Origin of the sequence: Streptomyces rhizoryzae, assembly GCF_023155275.1 — a bacterium.
Lineage (GTDB): Bacteria > Actinomycetota > Actinomycetes > Streptomycetales > Streptomycetaceae > Streptomyces > Streptomyces rhizoryzae.
Genome location: NZ_JALMUV010000027.1, coordinates 1 through 20,259 on the forward strand (window position 1 = coordinate 1; position 20,259 = coordinate 20,259).

General features: G+C 71.2%; 18 protein-coding genes. 12 read left to right on the forward strand and 6 right to left on the reverse strand.

Annotation, left to right across the window (positions count from 1 at the left end; translation table 11 throughout):
• Positions 1–82: 82 nt before the first annotated feature.
• Positions 83–1,297 (reverse strand): murein hydrolase activator EnvC family protein, encoded by a 1,215-nt coding sequence (locus tag MUU72_RS35635; protein ID WP_308403843.1) that lies wholly within the window; start codon positions 1,295–1,297, stop codon positions 83–85.
• 338 nt (positions 1,298–1,635) lie between these two features.
• Between MUU72_RS35635 and rpsB the strand changes: the two genes are divergently transcribed.
• From rpsB to MUU72_RS21120, 9 genes are all read left to right on the forward strand, one after another.
• Positions 1,636–2,502, forward strand: coding sequence for a 30S ribosomal protein S2 (gene rpsB, locus MUU72_RS21080; protein ID WP_248014899.1), 867 nt, complete (start codon positions 1,636–1,638; stop codon positions 2,500–2,502).
• Between the two features lie 107 nt (positions 2,503–2,609).
• The gene (gene tsf / locus MUU72_RS21085) at positions 2,610–3,446 is read left to right on the forward strand and encodes a translation elongation factor Ts (RefSeq protein WP_248014900.1); all 837 of its coding nucleotides are present in this window, start codon (positions 2,610–2,612) and stop codon (positions 3,444–3,446) included.
• A gap of 160 nt (positions 3,447–3,606) precedes the next feature.
• A complete protein-coding gene (gene pyrH / locus MUU72_RS21090; protein ID WP_248014901.1) occupies positions 3,607–4,374 on the forward strand; it encodes a UMP kinase in 768 nt (255 codons plus the stop codon).
• 175 nt (positions 4,375–4,549) lie between these two features.
• Positions 4,550–5,107, forward strand: a complete 558-nt coding sequence (gene frr / locus MUU72_RS21095; protein WP_159507848.1) for a ribosome recycling factor — start codon at positions 4,550–4,552, stop codon at positions 5,105–5,107.
• Positions 5,107–6,258 carry a phosphatidate cytidylyltransferase gene (locus tag MUU72_RS21100; RefSeq protein WP_248014902.1) on the forward strand — a complete coding sequence of 384 codons (1,152 nt, stop codon included), beginning with the start codon at positions 5,107–5,109 and terminating at the stop codon, positions 6,256–6,258. The genes frr and MUU72_RS21100 overlap by 1 nt, the downstream gene beginning before the upstream one ends.
• Positions 6,259–6,426: 168 nt before the next feature.
• Positions 6,427–7,539 carry a dual-specificity RNA methyltransferase RlmN gene (rlmN, locus tag MUU72_RS21105; RefSeq protein WP_248014903.1) on the forward strand — a complete coding sequence of 371 codons (1,113 nt, stop codon included), beginning with the start codon at positions 6,427–6,429 and terminating at the stop codon, positions 7,537–7,539.
• 257 nt (positions 7,540–7,796) lie between these two features.
• On the forward strand, positions 7,797–8,876 hold the full coding sequence (locus MUU72_RS21110; protein ID WP_248014904.1) for a thiamine ABC transporter substrate-binding protein: 1,080 nt from the start codon (positions 7,797–7,799) through the stop codon (positions 8,874–8,876).
• 56 nt (positions 8,877–8,932) lie between these two features.
• Positions 8,933–10,582, forward strand: a complete 1,650-nt coding sequence (locus MUU72_RS21115) for an ABC transporter permease (RefSeq protein ID WP_248014979.1) — start codon at positions 8,933–8,935, stop codon at positions 10,580–10,582.
• Positions 10,583–11,653: an ABC transporter ATP-binding protein gene (locus MUU72_RS21120; RefSeq protein ID WP_248014905.1), complete on the forward strand. Its 1,071-nt coding sequence runs from the start codon at positions 10,583–10,585 to the stop codon at positions 11,651–11,653.
• 52 nt (positions 11,654–11,705) lie between these two features.
• Here MUU72_RS21120 and MUU72_RS21125 read toward each other — a convergent pair whose 3' ends face one another.
• Positions 11,706–12,392 (reverse strand): response regulator, encoded by a 687-nt coding sequence (locus tag MUU72_RS21125; protein WP_248014906.1) that lies wholly within the window; start codon positions 12,390–12,392, stop codon positions 11,706–11,708.
• Positions 12,386–13,540: a sensor histidine kinase gene (locus MUU72_RS21130; RefSeq protein ID WP_248014907.1), complete on the reverse strand. Its 1,155-nt coding sequence runs from the start codon at positions 13,538–13,540 to the stop codon at positions 12,386–12,388. Before MUU72_RS21130 ends, MUU72_RS21125 begins: the two co-directional genes overlap by 7 nt.
• Positions 13,541–13,734: 194 nt before the next feature.
• Here MUU72_RS21130 and MUU72_RS21135 point away from each other — a divergent pair, with 194 nt between their 5' ends.
• Positions 13,735–15,048: a glycosyltransferase 87 family protein gene (locus MUU72_RS21135; protein ID WP_248014908.1), complete on the forward strand. Its 1,314-nt coding sequence runs from the start codon at positions 13,735–13,737 to the stop codon at positions 15,046–15,048.
• 175 nt (positions 15,049–15,223) lie between these two features.
• On the forward strand, positions 15,224–16,372 hold the full coding sequence (locus MUU72_RS21140) for a glycosyltransferase family 4 protein (protein ID WP_248014909.1): 1,149 nt from the start codon (positions 15,224–15,226) through the stop codon (positions 16,370–16,372).
• A 99-nt stretch (positions 16,373–16,471) separates the two neighbouring features.
• Here the strand turns inward: MUU72_RS21140 and MUU72_RS21145 are convergent, their stop codons facing one another.
• From MUU72_RS21145 to MUU72_RS21155, 3 genes are all read right to left on the reverse strand, one after another.
• Entirely contained in the window at positions 16,472–17,545 is a 1,074-nt protein-coding gene (locus tag MUU72_RS21145) for a DMT family protein (RefSeq protein ID WP_248014910.1), read from the reverse strand.
• A 377-nt stretch (positions 17,546–17,922) separates the two neighbouring features.
• Positions 17,923–19,080: an LOG family protein gene (locus MUU72_RS21150; RefSeq protein ID WP_248014980.1), complete on the reverse strand. Its 1,158-nt coding sequence runs from the start codon at positions 19,078–19,080 to the stop codon at positions 17,923–17,925.
• A 40-nt stretch (positions 19,081–19,120) separates the two neighbouring features.
• Positions 19,121–19,528, reverse strand: coding sequence for a MarR family winged helix-turn-helix transcriptional regulator (locus tag MUU72_RS21155; RefSeq protein ID WP_248014911.1), 408 nt, complete (start codon positions 19,526–19,528; stop codon positions 19,121–19,123).
• A 172-nt stretch (positions 19,529–19,700) separates the two neighbouring features.
• On the opposite strand from MUU72_RS21155, the gene MUU72_RS21160 reads away from it, so the two are divergent.
• Positions 19,701–20,138 (forward strand): RidA family protein, encoded by a 438-nt coding sequence (locus MUU72_RS21160; RefSeq protein WP_248014981.1) that lies wholly within the window; start codon positions 19,701–19,703, stop codon positions 20,136–20,138.
• Positions 20,139–20,259 lie beyond the last annotated feature (121 nt).

Below are 20,259 nucleotides of genomic sequence, written 5' to 3' on the forward strand. Positions count from 1 at the left end.
CCCGCCCGTAGCGCACCCCACCACCCCGGCACGACTCGGCGCCGCTACTGCGTCGCTGGTCTCTGCCGGTGCGCGGCCCTGTTCACGCGCTCCCTGCTCCCCACCCCGCAGCGCCCTTCGGCCTGCTCAGCACCTCCCTGTTTTCGCCCTCCTTCTTCCGAGCCACCGGCCCCTCACCGTGCGGCTCCCGCTGCTGTCCGGAACGCCGTCTACGGCTGGTCCGGCGAAAGGCCCACCCCGCGCCCCCGGCCCCGCCCCGGAGCCGGCCGATGGCCCAGAGCGCGGTGCAGCCGAGGGCGAGTGCGCCGGTGAGTGTCGCCCCGTTGACGTCCGTCGGCGCCTCCGTGCCCCGGTGAGCCGCAGGTGTCGGCCGCTCACGAGCTGGCCGTTCGGGTCCAGGTTCCGGGGCGGCCTTGGGCTCAGGGATGCCGAAGACCGGGAGGAGCCGCGAGGGGCCGTTACCCAGTGCGGCCGGGGGTAGCAGCGAGAGCGGATCCAGGTACGTCGTACCGCGGCGCAGGCCCCAGTGGAGGCACGGGGCGCGGCAGTGGTACGGGCCGCCTTCCAGCACAGCGACCGGTTGGCCAGCGGTGACCTGCTGGCCCTTGCGTACGGTGGCGCGGACCGGTTCGTACGTGGTGTGCAGGGGCGGCCGGCCCGAGCCGGTGATCTCCAGGGTGAGGACGCCGCGGCCGGCTACCGTTCCGGCGAATGTGATCCGTCCTGGTGCGGCGGCCTTGACGATCGCGCCGTCGGAGGACGCCAGGTCCACGCCGCGGTGGCCTGCGGCCCAGGGGGCTGGGGGCGGTTCCCAGCCGCGTAACACCGTGGGGCGTATCCCGGCGGGGCCGTCCACCGGCCAGGAGCGGTCGCTTCCCGGATCCGCCGTCCCGGCGGTCATCGCCACCTCGGCCCATGGAGCAGCCGTCCCGTTCCTGGGCCCCGCGGTACCGGTCCCGGGCGAGGCCGTGCCCGCCATCCCCGATACGCACGCGACCAGCACCGAGCAGGCCACCAGCCGGGGCCGCAACCTGTGCCGGCAACGGCTCCAAGAGCGCAGAGCCCCGGCGGACCTCGACCCCGACCCCGGCCCCGGGCCCGGCCCCGATCCCGGCCCCGGAGCCGACGCAGGACCTGCCCCCGGCACCCCCAGATGCCGCGCCAGCGCCGGTGCGTCCCGTGCCCGGGAAGCGGGCCGGCGTTCTCGTAGGTGCTGGTGGAGGCGCGGTCGGGGGGCGCCGAGGGGGCGCCGGTGCTGGGGGTGGTGGTGTCGTCGCGGGCTGTGGTGTCGTCGCATGCATCGACCATGGCGGATCTCCGGCGGGCGCGGGGATCTTGGTCAAAAGCTGTGGAGGACGGGCGTCTTGTGGATAACGGCGTCACTCGTGAAGGCGCGAAATGGTGCGTGTCGCCCGGTGCATCGCCCGTCCCGTACACTTCTGATGGCGATCCGGGTCACCGGGTCGACTTCGCACGCCCCGCCACCAGTGCAGCAGTCCCGTTCGGGCAGCACGTCGGCCGCGCTCCTCGGTCCTCGGAAGGTTCCACCCGGTGCCTCCCCTGGCAGGCGCGTCGGGGCGTCAGGCATCACGGCCGGCCGGCCGTGGTGGAACCGAGAACACAAGGAGTACGGCCATGGCCGTCGTCACGATGCGGGAGCTGCTGGAGAGCGGCGTCCACTTCGGGCACCAGACCCGCCGCTGGAACCCGAAGATGAAGCGTTTCATCTTCACCGAGCGCAACGGCATCTACATCATCGACCTGCTCCAGTCGCTGTCGTACATCGACCGCGCCTACGAGTTCGTCAAGGAGACCGTCGCCCACGGCGGCTCGGTCATGTTCGTCGGCACGAAGAAGCAGGCCCAGGAGGCCATTGCCGAGCAGGCGACCCGCGTGGGCATGCCCTACGTGAACCAGCGCTGGCTCGGCGGCATGCTGACCAACTTCTCGACCGTCTACAAGCGCCTGCAGCGCCTGAAGGAGCTCGAGCAGATCGACTTCGAGGACGTGGCCGCCTCCGGCCTCACCAAGAAGGAGCTCCTGGTCCTCTCCCGCGAGAAGGCCAAGCTGGAGAAGACCCTCGGTGGTATCCGCGAGATGCAGAAGGTGCCCAGCGCCGTCTGGATCGTGGACACCAAGAAGGAGCACATCGCCGTCGGTGAGGCGCGCAAGCTCAACATCCCGGTCGTCGCGATCCTCGACACCAACTGCGACCCGGACGAGGTCGACTACAAGATCCCGGGCAACGACGACGCGATCCGCTCCGTCACCCTGCTCACCCGCGTCATCGCCGACGCCGTCGCCGAGGGCCTGATCGCCCGCTCCGGTGCCGCCACCGGCGACCAGAAGCCCGGCGACAAGGCTGCCGCCGAGCCGCTGGCCGAGTGGGAGCGCGACCTGCTCGAAGGCGACAAGAAGGCCGACGACGAGTCCGCCAAGGCCGAGGCCCCGGCTGCCGAGGCCCCGGCTGCCGAGGCCGAGAAGCCGGCCGAGCAGGGCTGACCTCAAGACCGGTTGGTGACGGCGGGGGAAGGTGCCACAAGCGCCGCCCCCGCCGTCCACCCGTAGATCTTTCGACTTTCGCGATTCCGAGAAGAGATTCACAGACCATGGCGAACTACACCGCCGCTGACGTCAAGAAGCTCCGCGAGCTCACCGGCGCCGGCATGATGGACTGCAAGAAGGCCCTGGAAGAGGCCGAGGGCAACGTCGAGAAGGCCGTCGAGGTCCTGCGCGTCAAGGGTCAGAAGGGCGTCGCCAAGCGCGAGGGCCGCTCGGCCGAGAACGGCGCGGTCGTTTCGGTGATCGCCGACGACAACACCTCTGGCCTGATCCTCGAGCTGAAGTGCGAGACCGACTTCGTCGCCAAGGGCGAGAAGTTCCTCTCCGTCGCCAACGCCCTGGCCGCGCACGTCGCCAAGACCAACCCGGCCGACATCGAGGCCCTGCTCGCCTCCGAGATCGAGGCCGGCAAGACCGTTCAGGCGTACGTCGACGAGGCCAACGCCAACCTCGGTGAGAAGATCGTCCTGGACCGCTTCGCGCAGTTCTCCGACGGTTACGTGACGGTGTACATGCACCGCACGATGCCCGACCTGCCGCCGCAGATCGGTGTCCTCGTCGAGCTCGACAAGGACAACGCCGAGGTCGCCAAGGGCATCGCGCAGCACATCGCCGCGTTCGCCCCGAAGTACCTCTCCAAGGAGGACGTGCCGGCCGAGGTCGTCGAGGCCGAGCGTCGCGTCGCCGAGGAGACCACCCGCGCCGAGGGCAAGCCCGAGGCCGCTCTGCCGAAGATCGTCGAGGGCCGCCTCAACGGCTTCTTCAAGGACGCGACGCTGCTCGGCCAGCCGTACGCGCTCGACAACAAGAAGTCGGTCGAGAAGGTCCTCCAGGAGGCCGGTGTCACCCTGAAGCGCTTCGCGCGTATCAAGGTCGGCATCTGAGCCTGCCGCGAGGCAGCGAATGACCTGCGGCCCCGCTAGGGTCGTACGCAGTCGGCCGCTCAACGGCCGGCCGCAGATGTGACGAGGAGGCCATTGCCGGACAGGGATCTGACCAGACCCACGGCAATGGCCTTCTTCGTATGTGCACGAGGAGAGCTCAATGAATCACGGTGCCGACGGCGCGGACACACACAAAGCCGGTAAAGGCGGCAGGCGCTTCCTTCTGAAGCTGTCGGGTGAGGCATTCGCCGGTGGCGGCGGACTGGGTGTCGACCCCGATGTCGTGCACGCGATCGCCCGCGAGATCGGCGCGGTGGTCCGGGAAGGCTATGAGATCGCCGTCGTGATCGGCGGCGGCAATTTCTTCCGCGGTGCAGAGCTCCAGCAGCGCGGCATGGACCGGGCACGCTCCGACTACATGGGCATGCTCGGAACGGTCATGAACTGCCTGGCCCTCCAGGACTTCCTGGAGAAGGAAGGCATCGACTCCCGCGTCCAGACGGCCATCACCATGGGCCAGGTCGCCGAGCCGTACATCCCGCTGCGCGCGGTGCGCCACCTGGAGAAGGGCCGGGTCGTCATCTTCGGCGCCGGTATGGGCATGCCGTACTTCTCCACCGACACCACCGCCGCCCAGCGGGCCCTGGAGATCGACGCCGAGGCCATGCTGATGGGCAAGAACGGGGTGGACGGCGTCTACGACTCCGACCCCAAGAAGAACCCGGACGCGGTCAAGTTCGACGCCCTCGAATACGGCGAGGTCATCACCCGCGACCTGAAGGTCGCCGACGCCACCGCCATCACGCTGTGCCGGGACAACAAGCTTCCGATCCTCGTGTTCGAACTGCTCGCCGAGGGGAACATCGCGCGTGCGGTGAAGGGTGAGAAGATCGGCACGCTCGTCAGCGATCAGAACACCCGGGCCTGACGGCCCCAACTGCCGTGATTCCGTAGGGGCGTCGGCCCGTACGGGCGGCAACCCCCGGCCGTGGGAAGACCTCGGTACGGGGATGGACAACCGCCTGCCGGTCGGACACCGTGCAGGAGAAGACGCGCGGCAGGGGCGAGGCTCTGCTTCTTACCGAAAAGACCAGGAGCAAGTGGTGATCGAAGAGATCCTCCTCGAAGCCGAGGAGAAGATGGAGAAGGCCGTCGTGGTCGCCAAGGAGGACTTCGCCGCGATCCGCACCGGGCGTGCGCACCCGGCGATGTTCAACAAGATCGTGGCGGACTACTACGGTGCCATGACGCCCATCAACCAGCTGGCGTCGTTCTCGGTCCCGGAACCCCGGATGGCCGTGGTGACCCCGTTCGACAAGAGCGCGCTGCGCAACATCGAGCAGGCGATCCGTGACTCGGACCTCGGAGTCAACCCGAGCAACGACGGCAACATCATCCGTGTGACCTTCCCGGAGCTCACCGAGGAGCGCCGCCGCGAGTTCATCAAGGTCGCCAAGAACAAGGCCGAGGACTCCAAGATCTCGATCCGCAGCGTGCGGCGGAAGGCCAAGGAGGCCCTCGACAAGCTCGTCAAGGACAAGGAGTCCGGCGAGGACGAGGTGCGCCGCGCCGAGAAGGAGCTCGACGACGTCACCGCGAAGTACGTCGCGCAGGTGGACGAGCTCCTCAAGCACAAGGAATCCGAGCTCCTAGAGGTCTGATGAACGAGTCATCCTGGGGGACCCCGCCCGGCACCGGCCGCTGGGGACCGCCCGACCACGGACCGGCCGCCTCGCTGCGCGGGGCGGCGCCTCCCGCCCCGGCGGGTCCCGTGCACGACCGGGGCGGTGCGGCGCAGACTCGGCCCATGCCCATCGTGCCCGAGCCGGGCGGACACCAGGACGACCATCCGGACATCCGGAACGACCGGAAAGACCCGGACGACCGGGGGGCTGCTCGGCTGAGCGGCCCCCTGTTCCGCGACGACAGGCCGCAGGAGCCCATGCCCACCTCGCTCCCCGGGTCCGACAGCGGCCCAGAGAAACCGCAGAAGAAGAGCGCGGGGCGCAATCTGCGCGCCGCGATAGGGGTCGGCGCCGGCCTCGGCGTGGTCATCCTCGCGTCGCTCTTCGTCTACAAGCCGGTGTTCATCGGCGTGATAGCGATCGCCGTCGTCGTGGGCCTGTGGGAGCTGACCTCCCGGCTGGCGGAGCGCAAGGACATCCGGGTGCCGCTGGTCCCGCTCGCGGTCGGCGGCACCGCCATGGTCGTCGCCGGTTATGTGCGCGGCGCCGAAGGGGCCTGGGTGGCGATGGCGCTCACCGCGCTCGCCGTCCTGGTCTGGCGGATGACCGAGGACCCCCGGAACTATCTGCGGGACGTCACCGCCGCGGTCTTCGCGGCGTTCTACGTGCCCTTCCTGGCGACGTTCGTGGCGCTGATGCTGGCGGCCGCCGACGACGGGCCGGAGCGGGTGGTGACGTTCCTGCTGCTGACGGTGGTCAGCGACACCGGGGCCTACGCGGTCGGCTGGCGCTTCGGGAAGAAGAAGCTGGCGCCGCGGATCAGCCCCGGAAAGACCCGCGAGGGGCTGGTCGGCGCGGTGCTCTTCGCCATGGTGGCGGGCGCGCTGTGCATGGAGTTCCTGATCAAGGGCGGCGCATGGTGGCAGGGGCTGCTGCTGGGCCTCGCGGTCGCGGCCAGCGCGACCCTCGGCGACCTCGGCGAATCCATGATCAAGCGGGACCTGGGCATCAAGGACATGGGCACCCTGCTGCCGGGCCACGGCGGCATCATGGACCGGCTGGACTCCCTCCTGCCGACCGCGCCCGTGGTCTGGCTGCTGTTCGTGATCTTCGTGGGGTCGGGCTGAGCGCCGCCCGTTACCCTTGAAGGGCGCGCCGCTCTCTGATGGCGCGCCCTTTCCGCCCCCGCGACCGCGGGGGTGATCCGTGAGGGCACCAGGCTGCGGCGCCGTCCGCCCCCTGGCTCCGGGCCGGCAGCAGCCGCCCGGCCTCGTCGTACAGAGGAGTTTCCGCCCATGGCACGCCCGGCCCCGGGAGAACTGACGTTTGTCGCCCCCCGCGGCGCCAAGAAGCCTCCGCGCCACCTCGCCGACCTCAGCCCGGCCGAGCGCCGCGAGGCGGTGGCCGCGATCGGCGAGAAGCCGTTCCGCGCCAAGCAGCTGTCGCAGCACTACTTCGCCCGCTACGCGCACGACCCGGCGGAGTGGACCGACATTCCCGCTGCGGCGCGGCAGAAGCTGGCCACGGAGCTGCTCCCGGACCTGATGACGGTGGTGCGGCACATCTCGTGCGATGACGACACCACCCGCAAGACGCTCTGGCGGCTGCACGACGGCACCCTCGTCGAGTCCGTCCTGATGCGCTACCCGGACCGGGTCACGATGTGCATCTCCTCGCAGGCCGGCTGCGGGATGAACTGCCCGTTCTGCGCGACCGGGCAGGCGGGTCTGGACCGGAACCTCTCCACCGCCGAGATCGTGCACCAGATCGTGGACGGGATGCGGGCGCTGCGCGACGGCGAGGTGCCCGGTGGCCCGGCGCGGCTGTCCAACATCGTCTTCATGGGCATGGGCGAGCCGCTCGCCAACTACAACCGGGTGGTCGGCGCCATCCGGCGGCTGACCGACCCCGAGCCGGACGGTGTGGGCCTCTCCCAGCGCGGCATCACCGTCTCCACCGTCGGGCTGGTGCCGGCGATGCTGCGGTTCGCCGACGAGGGCTTCAAGTGCCGGCTCGCGGTGTCGCTGCACGCGCCCGACGACGAACTGCGCGACACGCTCGTGCCCGTCAACACCCGCTGGAAGGTCCGCGAGGTGCTGGACGCGGCGTGGGAGTACGCCGAGAAGTCCGGCCGCCGGGTCTCCATCGAGTACGCGCTGATCCGCGACATCAACGACCAGGCATGGCGCGGTGACCTGCTGGGACGCCTCCTCAAGGGCAAGCGGGTCCATGTCAACCTCATTCCGCTCAATCCGACGCCGGGTTCCAAGTGGACCGCCTCGCGGCCCGAGGACGAGCTGGCGTTCGTCCGTGCCATCGAGGCGCACGGGGTGCCCGTCACCGTCCGGGACACCCGCGGCCAGGAGATCGACGGCGCCTGCGGGCAGCTCGCGGCCTCGGAACGCTGACCGCCCGCTGGTACGGTGTCGTCGAACAAATGCACATTCCGACAGGGGAGCGCCACAGCGCTGAGAGTGCGGACACGTCGTAGCCCTACGGCGCCCGCAGACCCTTGAACCTCGCCCGGGTCATTCCGGGTAGGAAGTTCGGTCGTCACTCATGCTGTTGCGCCCTGCCCACCGTCCGTTGCCGTACGTCACCGATGGCGAACGCAGCGGACACCGGGCGGGGCCGCGTCTCTTCCTGGCCAGCCAGGAGGAAATCAGTGAGCACCACCAGCAGGATCACCGCGGCAGCGCTCGCCGCCGCGGCCGGTATGACCGCGCTCGCCGGCTGCGGCGGCTCGGGCACCGGCGGCAGCGCGGACGCCAAGACCGTCACGCTGGTCACCCATGACTCGTTCAACGCCTCCAAGTCCGTCCTCGCCGCCTTCGAGAAGGAGAGCGGCTACAAGGTCAAGGTGCTGCGGGGCGGGGACGCCGGCCAGGCCGTCAATCAGGCGATCCTGTCCAAGGACAACCCGCAGGGCGACGTCTTCTTCGGCATCGACAACACCCTGCTCTCGCGCGGCCTGAACGCCAACATCTTCACCCCCTACCAGGCCAAGGGTCTGGACAGCGTCCCCGCCGGCCTCCAGCTCGACCGGGACGCCCACCGGGTCACTCCTGTCGACTACGGCGACATCTGCGTCAACTACGACCGCGCCTACTTCACCCAGCACAAGCTCGCCCCGCCGCAGACCTTCGACGACCTGCTCAAGCCGCAGTACAAGGGCCTGCTCGTCACGGAGAACTCCGCGACCTCCTCCCCGGGGCTCGCCTTCCAGCTCGGCACCATCGCCGCCCACGGCGAGGCCGGCTGGCAGGACTACTGGAAGAAGCTCAAGGCCAACGGCGTCGAGGTCGTCGACGGCTGGGAGCAGGCGTACAACGAGCGCTTCTCGGGCTCCGCGGCCGGCAAGGGAAAGGGCGACAAGCCGCTGGTGGTCTCCTACGCCTCCAGCCCGCCCGCCGAGGTGATGGGCAAGAAGCCCGCACCCGCCGAAGCCCCGACCGGCGTGGCCACCGGCACCTGCTTCCGGCAGATCGAATTCGGCGGTCTGCTCAAGGGCGCCAAGAACGAGAAGGGCGGCAAGGCCCTGCTCGACTTCCTCCTCTCGAAGCAGTTCCAGGAGGACATGCCGCTCCAGATGTTCGTCAACCCGGCCCGTAAGGACGCCAAGGAGCCGGAGCTGTTCACCCGTTACGGCGCGACGGTCGACAAGCCGGCGACCCTGGCACCGGACACGATCGCCAAGAACCGTGAACAGTGGATCAAGCAGTGGTCCTCGCTCGTTCTGAAGTAGCCCCCGGCCGCACCGGGAGGCGGACCGCGCGCGGAACGGCGGTGCGGCTGGGCCTGATGGCCGTGCCGCTCGCCTTCTTCGCGGTGTTCTTCGCCTATCCCGTCGCGATGATCGTCGGGCGTGGGCTGAACGACGGCGGCCAGTGGCAGCTCGGCCGCTTCGGCACCGTCCTGAGCGACCCGGACGTGCTCCACGTGCTGTGGTTCACCGTGTGGCAGGCGGCCGCGTCGACGGCGCTGACGCTGCTGGTGGCGCTGCCCGGCGCCTACGTCTTCGCGCGCTTCGACTTCCCCGGCAAGCAGCTGCTGCGGGCGGTGGTGGCGGTGCCGTTCGTCCTGCCCACCGTCGTTGCCGGCTCCGCCTTCCTGGCACTGGTCGGGCGGGGCGGACTGCTCGACACCCTCTGGGGTGTACGGCTGGACACCTCGGTGTGGGCGATCCTGCTGGCACATGTCTTCTTCAACTACGCCGTCGTCGTCCGCACCGTCGGCGGGCTCTGGGCCCAGCTCGACCCCCGCCAGGAAGAGGCGGCCCGGGTGCTGGGCGCCGGACGGTTCGCGGCCTGGCGGACGGTGACGCTGCCCGCCCTCGGGCCGGCCGTCGCCGCCGCCGCGCTGATGGTGTTCCTCTTCACCTTCACCTCCTTCGGTGTCGTGCAGATCCTGGGCGGGCCGACCTTCTCCACGCTGGAGGTGGAGATCTACCGGCAGACCGCCGACTTCCTGGACCTGCCGACCGCCGCCGTCCTGACCCTGATCCAGTTCGCCGCGGTGCTGGTGCTGCTGGTGGTGCATGCCTGGACCGTGCGGCGCCGCGAAGCCACCCTGCGGCTCGTCGACGCCTCCCGCACCGCCCGCCGGCCGCGGGGCCGCGGCCAGTGGGCCCTGCTGTGGGGCACGCTCGCCGTCATCGCCGTCCTGCTCGTCCTGCCGCTCGCCGTCCTCGTCGAGCGGTCCTTCGCCGGGCCCGACGGCTACGGGCTGACCTTCTACACGACGCTGAGCTCCGCCGCGGCCGCCGACAGCACCTTCGCCGTCGCCCCCCTCGACGCCCTGTGGAACTCCCTTGCCTACGGGGCCGCGGCCACGGCGATCGCCCTGCTCATCGGTGGACTGGCCGCCGCCGCGCTGACCCGCTCCCGGCCGGAACCGGGCCCGTCCGGGCGGACGCCGCTGGTCACCCGGCTGGTGCGCGGCTTCGACGGGCTGCTGATGCTCCCGCTCGGCGTCTCCGCCGTGACCGTCGGCTTCGGCTTCCTCATCGCCCTCGACCGGCCGCCGCTGGATCTGCGGTCCTCCTGGTGGCTCGTACCGCTCGCCCAGGCCCTGGTCGGTGTGCCGTTCGTGGTCCGCACGATGCTGCCCGTGCTGCGGGCGGTCGACAGCCGGCTGCGGGAGGCGGCGGCCGTCCTCGGCGCCTCGCCCTGGCGGGTCTGGCGCGAGGTGGACCTGCCGTTGGTGCGCCGGGCCCTGCTCATCGCGGCCGGTTTCGCCTTCGCCGTATCGCTCGGCGAATTCGGCGCCACGGTCTTCATCGCCCGGCCCGACCAGCCGACCCTGCCGGTCGCCGTGGCACGGCTGCTGGGCCGAGCCGGGGAGCTCAACTACGGCCAGGCGATGGCCCTGTCCACCCTCCTGATGGTGGTGTGCGCGGGCGCCCTGCTGGTCCTGGAACGCATCCGCACCGACCACTCCGGGGAGTTCTAGATGACGGCACAGGCCGGGACCGCGGCTTCGGAAATGCTCCGGCTGGACGGCGTCACCGTCCGCTTCGGCACCCCCGGCGCACGCCCCGCGCTCGACGGCGTGGACCTGGAGGTCGCCCCGCACGAGATCGTCTGCGTCCTGGGGCCCAGCGGCAGCGGAAAGTCCACCCTGCTGCGGGCCGTCGCCGGGCTCCAGCCCACCGACGCGGGAACGGTGCGGCTGGCGGGCCGCGACCAGACGGGCGTGCCGCCGCATCGGCGCGGGGTCGGGTTGATGTTCCAGGACCACCAGCTCTTCCCGCAGCGCGATGTCGCCGGCAACGTGGCCTTCGGGCTGCGGATGCGGCGCTCCTCCCGTACCGAGCAGGAGCGCACCGTCGCCGAACTCCTGGACCTCGTCGGGCTGCCCGGGGCCCAGCGCAGGGCGGTGGCCTCGCTGTCCGGCGGCGAACAGCAGCGGGTCGCGCTGGCCCGGGCACTCGCTCCCCGGCCGCGGCTGCTGATGCTGGACGAGCCGCTCGGCCAGCTGGACCGGGGCCTGCGTGAACGCCTCGTCGTCGAACTGCGGCGGCTCTTCCGGGAGTTGGGGACGACGGTGCTGGCGGTCACCCACGACCAGGGCGAGGCGTTCGCGCTGGCCGACCGGGTCGTGGTGATGCGCGACGGCCGGATCGCGCAGAGCGGCACCCCGCTGGAGGTCTGGCAGCGGCCCGCCACCGCGTTCGTCGCGCGCTTCCTCGGTTTCGACAACGTGGTCGAGGCGTCCGTGCAGGCCGGGGTCGCGGCCACGCCGTGGGGCAAGGTGCCGGTGCCGGACGGCACCCCGGGCGGTCCGTGCCGGCTGCTCGTGCGGCCGGCCGGCGTCCGGCTGACCGCCGCCGCGGACGGGCTGCCCTGCACCGTTGCGGCCCGCACCTTCCGCGGTACGCATGTCGCGCTGCTGCTCCAGCCGGCGGACGGGCCGCAGATCGAGGCGGCGTGCCCCCTGCACGAGGCGCCGGAGACCGGTGCCCGGGTGGGGATCTCCTTCGCCGTGGAGGACGTGGTGGTGCTGGACGCCGCGGCGGAGTAACCGTGCGGCGCGATGCGGGTGTGCCATGGTGCGCTCCTGTAGTCGGGCGCCGCTAGCGGCGCGGGGGAGGGTCGGGCCGCCGGCCCTGCGGGACGACCAGGCCCAGTTCGTAGGCGAGGATCACCGCCTGGGCGCGGTCCCGGAGGCCCATCTTGGTGAACAGCCGGTTGATGTGGGTCTTGACGGTGTGATCGGTGATCGTCAGCCGGGCGGCGATCTCCGTGTTGGACAACCCCTGGGCGATGTGCACCAGCACCTCCACCTCCCGGCTGGTCAGCTCGTCGACCTTGCTCACGGGAGCCGGGGCCGCGCGCTGTTTGACGAACTCCGCGATCAGCCGCTTGGTCAGCTCCGGCGCCAGCAGCGCATTGCCCTCCGCCACGACCCGCACCGCGTGCAGGAGTTCGGGAAACGTCGTGTCCTTCAGCAGAAAGCCACTGGCCCCGGCGGCGAGCGCGTCATACACGTACTCGTCGAGCCCGAACGTGGTCAGCATCAGTGCCTTGGTGGCACCGCCGGACGCCAGGGTGATCTCACGGGCGGCCTCGATGCCGTTCTTGTGCGGCATCCGGATGTCCAGCAACGCCAGATCGGGGCGCTGCTCCGCGGCGATCCGGACCGCCTGGACACCGTCCTCGGCCTCGCCGACCACCTCGATGTCCTCCTGGGTACCGAGGAGATTGACGAATCCGGTACGGACGATGGCCTGGTCGTCGGCCACGATTGCTCTGATCACCACGGGATTTCCGCCTCTACGAGAAAGCCGCCGTCCGGGCCGCGGCCGGCGGTGAGCTTCCCGCCGAGCAGCGCCGCCCGCTCCTGCATACCGGCCAGGCCATGGCCGGAGTGGACCACACCCGGCGGGCCGGGCCCGTCGTCCGCGATCCGCACCGCCAGCCGGTCGGGCTGATAGCCGATCTCCACCACCACGTGGGCGCCCGGGGCGTGACGGCGCACATTGGTCAGGCCCTCCTGCACGATGCGGTACGCGGACAGCTCCCAGGACGTGGGCAGTTCGACCCGGTCGCCGCGGATCCGCAGCTCCACCTCGCCGCCCACCGAACGGTGCTGCGCTATCAGATCGTCCAGGGCGTCCAGGGTCGGCTGGGGCGCCGTACCGGTGCGGTGATCGGGGTCCGTCCGCAGCACTCCGAGCAGCCGGCGCAGCTCCGCCATCGACGCCCGGGCGGATGCGGCGATCTCCTGGAACCGCTCGCGGGCCTGCGGCGACAGGCCCGGCGTGGTGTAGGTGGCGCTCTCCGCCTGCACCGCGATCACCGACACCGAGTGCGACACCACATCGTGCAACTCCCGGGCTATGGCGGCCCGTTCGGCCTCGGCGGCCTGCCGCCGCTCCATCGCGAGCAATCGTGCCTGAGCGGCCACCCGCTCGCGCTGGGTCTCCTCGCGCGCGCGTACCGCGTCCCCCATCGACACCGCGGCCAGAATCGCCACGGTCAGCACGAACCACTCGGCGAGCAGATCGGCGGAATACGTCCGGGGGTGCCATGCCGCCATGTGCCAGACGTTCACCGCGAGAGACAGGGCCGAACCGCCGCCGACGAGCAGCGCCGGATGCGTCACGCGGTGGCGTCCGAGCGTGTAGCACGCCAGCAGCCCGCTTGCGGCGGCCGCGATATAGAGGTCCGTCCCCGCCGCGAAGCTCAACAGGACCGCCGCGACCGAGACAGCCGCGGAGGCCGGCTGCGCACGGCGCCACGCCAGTGCCGCCGCGGACAGCAGAACGCTGAGCGCGATCACGATCGAGTGCCGCGGCACCGCCACCAGCTCCACGGCGGCGAACGCCGTGAGCGCCCCGCCGGTGGCCCAGGGATACGACGGCGACGCGACCCATGCGCGCAGTCGCTGCCGGAGAGAAGTGCTCATGTCGTTATCTTTTCGGCTCCCGGCGACTGCCGCGTCGCCGCACGGGTTGATCCCGCGCCTCCATGTCATGCCACGGGTTGACGCCGAAGTTCGGTTGCTCGTTTGACGCTCCGCGATCCCGCCGTCCATAGCCTCGTGATCACGACGAGGAAGGGAGTGGCATGGTTACTCAACGGGCTTGCAGAGCAAGGAAGTTGGCGATCGAAAAGCGGTACTCGCTGCCCTCTCGCGTGCCCGGGCGGCCGGCGGACGAAGAGCGCCGCCGCGGCAGAAGAGAGGTCTGGGGATGGGGCGCGTGCGCGCTCGCCGCGCTCGGCCTCGCGCTCTTCACCACCCTCCCCCCGCACCGCACATGGGGCCTCCTCGCCGCGCTCGGCTACGGCTGCGCGGCCGTGGCCGCCGCGCTCCGTGTACGGGGACGACGCACACCACGCGCCCCCGCCAGTACCGCGCGGCTTCCCGTGGTGCCGGCCGTCGCGGGTGCGGTCGTTGCGCCCCTCGTCCTGCTCATCCTGAACGGCAGAGCGCAGCTCGAAGTCTCGGTCGTCGAGCGCGCAGGCGGCCTGCTGCTCCATTCCGGAAGCCCCTACCTCGGCGATCCCATCACCGTCGCCGACTACAACCCCTACCTGCCCGGCATGGCGGTCTTCGGCCTCCCGCACGCGATATTCGGCGCCGGGCCGCTCACGGACGCCCGCTGGTGGATGGCAGCCGCCTTCCTTCTGGCCATGGCCGGCGCCGTGGCCGCACTCCTCCGCGGCACAGCGCGCGAGCCGCATGACCAACGCGCGCAGGGAGCGACGTTCCACCGCGGCACCCTGCCCGTTCTGCTCTGGCTCGCGGCCTGTCCGCTGGTGGCTCTGCCGCTGGCCGTCGGAGGGATCGACCTCCCCGTGATCGGCCTGATGTGCTGGGCCCTGGCCATGGCCGGACGGGGCAAGGCAGGGCGCGCGGGCTTGCTGCTGGGTGCCGCTGCGGCGTTGAAATGGACCGCCTGGCCCGCGGTACCCGTCGCCATCGCCCTGATGGCCGCCCGCTACGGCCGGCGCAAGGCCCTCACCTGCGGCATCGTGACGACGCTGACGGCTTCGACGGTGGTGCTGCCCTTCTTGGTCACGGCACCGGAAGCCTTCACCGAGAACGTCCTGGCGTTTCCGCTGGGGCTGGCGACGACGGTCTCACCCGCCGAAAGCCCGCTCCCCGGACGGCTCCTGGCGGCTTACGTCCCCGGCGGCACGCTGGTCGCCATCGTGCTGCTGGCGGTCGCCGCCATCGGGGTCGCCGTGTCACTGGTGCTCCGTCCGCCCCGGACGCTCCATGCCGCGGCAGGCCGCCTGGCGCTCGGCCTCGCGCTGGCCATGGCACTGATGCCGGCCACCCGATTCGGCTACCTCGTCTACCCCCTGGTCCTGTGGGCCTGGCCCCGCCTGGTCTCACCGGCAACGACCGGATCGCCAACCGTCGCCCCGTCCCTAGGCGCCAACCGTTCGGCGCAGGGCGCTCGTTGACCAACCCTGTCTCCAGCGACCCGCTCCACGTCGCGGACGGGACCGACCCGAAACGAGCGGTCCGCGAGCAGCCGAGTCCGGACGGGTCCGTCTCCGGACGAGTGGACTTCGCATCGAAACAGCCGGGCTCTGAACTGAGGAGGCCGGGCCACCACGCGAGAAGGGAGGCGGCACCGTGAGCCGCACACTGATCGTCACCAATGACTTCCCGCCGCGCCAGGGCGGCATCGAGACCTTCGTCCACGCCATGGCGAGCCGGTTCCCGCGGGACGATGTGGTTGTCTACACCTCGTCGGAGCCGGGCGCGGCGGACCACGATGCCGCTCTGCCCTACCCGGTGATCCGCGACCCGGCCCGGATGTTGCTGCCCACACCGCGGACCGCCTCCCGCGCCGTCGACCTCGCCCGCCGGTACGCGTGCGACAGCGTCTGGTTCGGTGCTGCCGCCCCGCTCGGCCTGATGGCCGGACGGTTGCGGAAGGAAGCAGGCGTGGCCAGGACGGTGGCCACCACCCACGGACACGAGATCTGGTGGGCACGCACGCCCGGTGCGCGCCTGCTGCTCCGGAGAATCGGTGCCCTGACGGACGCTGTGACCTATCTGGGGGCGAGCACCCGGGGGCCGATAGCGGCGGCCCTCGGGCCTGCTGCGGCGGGCCGCATGGTCCGCCTCGCCCCGGGGGTCGACACCGCCGCCTTCCGGCCAGGGCTGGACGGACGTCCGGTGCGTGACCGCTACGGCCTGACCGGTCGCCGGGTGATCCTCTGCGCGGCCCGCCTCGTCCCCAGGAAGGGACAGGACACGCTGATCCGCGCGCTGCCACGGGTCCGCCGATGGATACCCGAAGCCACCCTGCTGCTGGTCGGCGGCGGACCAGATGAGGAGCGCCTGCGCCGACTCGTCGATGCGGAAGCCGTGGAGGACGCCGTGGTCTTCGCGGGCGCCCACGCACACCAGGCCCTGCCGCCGTTCTATGCCGCGGCCGATGTCTTCGCGATGCCGTGCCGGACCCGGCGGTGCGGGCTGGAGGTCGAGGGGCTGGGCATCGTGTTCCTGGAAGCGGCGGCGGCAGGTCTCCCCGTGCTCGCCGGGGACTCGGGAGGTGCTCCCGCCGCGGTCCAGGACGGCCAGACGGGCCACGTGGTGGACGGACAAAGTCCCGACGCCGTCGCCGAGCGGCTCACCGCCATGCTCATCGACCGGGACGCAGCACGGGAGATGGGGGAGAAGGGCCGCGCCTGGGTGGCAGCGGAGTGGGGCTGGGACCGTTCCTACGAGAAACTCGCGCGGCTGCTGGCGGGGAGGGACAGCGCACGGGGCTGAGAGGGGATGCCGCACCTCGCCCCGGGACGGGAGCACGGGGCGAGGCGGCGCCGACAGCCAGTCGGCGCCCCGGTGCTCGCCTCCGCCGCTACGCCTTCCTCACACCCCGGCCCGACGTGTGGCCTCCCCGGCGGAGGAAGCGGCACCGGTGCGTGAACCGGCGCCGCGTGCCGATTCCGACGGGGCCGTAGGGGCCGCCGATGCCGACGGGTTCGGCGAGTTCGGTGAGTTCGCCGAGTCGGCCGGGTCGGATACGGCCACCGGGTCGGAGCTGCCGCTGGAGTCGGATGCGGCGTCCGGGTCGGAGTCCGGCTCGCCGAACCAGGCGACGGCGACGGCCCCGGCCACTGCGACCACGAAGCCGAGGATCGCCACCCACGCGAACCCAGGACGAGAGGAGTCACCCAGCCACAGCACCCCGAGGATGCCCGGCACCACGGTTTCGCCCACCACCAGCGCTGCGGTGGCGCCGTTCACCGAACCGATCTGCAGGGCCACGGTGTGGAGATACATCCCGCCCACGCCCGCCACCAGGATCGCGTACAGCGCCGGATCGCCGAGGAGGGACGGCAGATGGAACGGGTCCACACCGTTCAGTACCCGCACGCCGACACCGAGCGCGCCGAAGCCCAGACCGGAGAGCAGACCCGCCAGGATCGCGGCCCGCCCGCCGAGCAGGCGCACGATCAGGGTGCCGCCGCCGATGATCACGATCGAGGCGATCAGCAGCCACCAATGGGTGCTGAGGGGCGTATGGCCGCTGCCTTCCGGTCCGGCGGCGGTGGCCAGCAGGACCAGCGCCGAGCAGACGACGGCGATGGAGGCCCACTCGGGCCGGGTCAGACGGATGTTGAGGAGCTTGATGCTCAGGACGGCGGTGATCACGAGGTTCGCGCTGATCACGGTCTGGGAGAGGAACAGGGGCAGCAACCGTGCGGCCAGCGCGCCCAGCGCGAAGCCTATGAAGTCCAGCCCGGTGCCGACCATGAATTCCCACGTCACGGCGGCCTTCGCGGTCGAGGACAGGCTGGGGCCGCCGTGCTGGGTGACGCCGCTGGAGGAAGCCTTGGCCGCCTCCCGGCGGGCGGACTTCCGCGAACCCACCGCCTGCAGGACCGATCCCGTGCCGTAGCAGGCGGATGCCGCCACGGCCGTCAGAAGGCCGATGATCACCGAGAGCTCCGTTCGCGCGCCGCATTACCCGTTCATTACCTGGATTGGCAGACGTGCATTTCGGGAGGGGAGTTGCCTCGCGGGGCAAAAAGATCTTTTGCAGCCAGGAGAAAGGGGTCGGGGCGAGACCAGGGCGGGGCGGGCCTGGCCTTGGTGGTGGGCGAGCGGGAATCCGACCGGCTCCCGGAGCCGGACGGCAGGTCGACGGGGCCAATTCCTTTCCCTGCGGGACGCCGAGGCACGGGGCCGGAAAGGGCCTCATCGCGCGGCGTCGCCCCCCCCGCGCCGCCGGCACCCCACACCCCCGGCACCGCCCTCCCACCGCCGGCCCTCGGCGGGGTCGTCCGTCCCACGGGCCGCAAGGGCCGCCGCTGTGTTCAGCGCCCCTCGGCGGATGCGGTCTCGGCCGCCAGGCGGGTCAGTGCCTCCGGGACCTCGTCGACCGAATCGACCAGAGCGATCCGGGACGCCATCGGACGGCCTGCCGAGAGGGTCTGGAGCAGGGGCCAGGCCGGCAGCTCGGAGGTCCAGTGCCGGCGGTCCACCAGCACCATCGGGGTCGGTCCACCGCACGTCCGGTAGTAGTTCAGGGTGGCGGCGTCGAAGACCTCCTGGACCGTCCCCGCCGCACCCGGGAGAAACACCAGCCCGGCGTTCGACCGCGCCAGCAAGCCTTCCTCCCGCAGTGCGTTGACGAAGTACTTCGCGATGTGGGAGGCGAAGGCGTTCGGCGGTTCGTGACCGTAGAACCACGTGGGCATGGCCACGGACGGGCCGCCGCCCGGCCGACTGCGCAGCACCTCGAAAGCCGCGCGGGCCCACCGGGTGACCGAGGGGCCGGTGTGCGGCGTCCCGGCGAGGAGTTCGAGTGCCGTGTCGAGCGCGGCGTCCTCGAAGGGGGCGGTGTACGCGCCGAGGTTCGCCGCCTCCATCGCGCCGGGGCCGCCCCCGGTCGCCACGGTCAGGCCCTCACGGCTGAGGCGGCGCCCGAGCCTGGCAGCGCCCGCGTAGGCGGCCGACCCGCGTTCCATGACGTGCCCACCCAGCACCCCGACGACGCGTGCGCCGGCGAGATGGGCGTCCAGGGCGTCCGAGACGGTGTCGTCGTGGATGCTGCGCAACATCCCGGCGACCACGTCACCGGTCGCCTTGGTCTCCTGGTACCAGCGGTAGGCCCGGGCGTCCGGAGTGGCGTCGTAACCGGCGTCGAACAGCCCGGAGTAGAGCTCGTCCGGCGCGTAGAGCGCGCCGCGGTACGGGTCGAACGGCAGGCCGGGCACCGGAGGGAAGACCAGTGCGCCTCCGGCGCGCACCTTGGCGGCGGCGTCCGGTTCCATCACGCAGCCGAGGAAGACGGAGTCCACGGTCTCCGTGCTGAGCAGCGCGAACGTACGGTCCGAGAGATCGAGGGACTGGAGGTGGTACCCGGAGAGGCTGCCGGTCGCGGCGACCCGGTCGAACTCGGCGAGCGAGGTGATCTCATGGCCGCGCTCGCGGGGGACGCGGGACAGCGGAGGCTGTGTGTGCGGTTGCATACCCATGTGCGTCAGCATGCCCGCACAGCATGTCCGCACGTCAGATCCGCAAGGAGTTGATCAGCGGTCCGAGGAGGCCGTCTTCGGCGGCGGAGTCGAGTGCGGTGCGCAGTGCGGCGTCGTACGTCGGGCGTGCCCTGCCCTGAACTTCGCGGCCCTCGTCGGTGATGACGCTGTAGACACCCCGCCGGTCGTCGGGGCAGAGGTCGCGCCGGGTCAGGCCGGACGACTCCAGCCGGGAGGCCAGCCGGCTGACCGAACTCTGATTCAGCCCGATCAGATCGGCGAGCTCCTGCATCCGCAGTTCGCCGTCCTCCGCCTCGGCCAGCCGGGCCAGCGCGCGGTACTCGGAGAGGCCGAGCCGGTGGTGCTGCTGCAGGGCCTTCGCCAATTCCTGCTCGACACGGGTGTGCAGTGCCCCGAACCGGTCCCAGTGCTCCGCGTCCATCGTCGTCCGCTTCTCCGTCGCTTCTGTCGCTTCCGCCGCCGGTCGACTCCGGCGTCTCCGGCGCCTTTCGCAGTGTTTTCGCTGAGCTCTTGACAGCAGCCTACATGCGCCTGAAACTTATGTATGTGCATGCAAGAGATGCATGGACATGGACTGCGAAGGGGGAAGCGTGATGTCGACGCCGGGTGTTGTCGAGGCCGTTGCGGAGGAGGCCGGGGGTGTGCGGGGGATTCAGCGGATCGCGACCACGCCGGATTGGTACGAGCCGTACAGGATCTCTCAGGCCATCAAGGCGGGCGGGCTGATCCACGTGTCCGGTCAGGCGGGAATCGACGAGCGGGGGCGGACCGTCTCCGACGACTTCTCGGCCCAGGGCCGCCAGGCGTTCCGGAATGTGGAGCGGGTGCTGGCCGAGGCGGGGGCGTCCCTGGCGGACGTGGTGAAGGTCGGCATCTTCGTCACGGACATGGCTGCCGCCCTCCCCCATGTCATCACCCTGCGCGAGGAGTTCCTGTCGCAGCCCTACCCGGCGGACACCCTGCTCGAAGTCTCGTCACTGGCTCAGCCGGAGTGGCGAATAGAGGTCGAAGTCACCGCCCTGGCCCGCTGACCCGCGCTCCCGGGCCGGCCGTCGGCCCGTCCGTACAGGGTCGCGTCGCCAACGCCACCCGGCCTCCGCCCGGCGCGAGTCGCCCGGCCTCGGCCTCAGCAGTGAAACCCGCCCGGCCTCG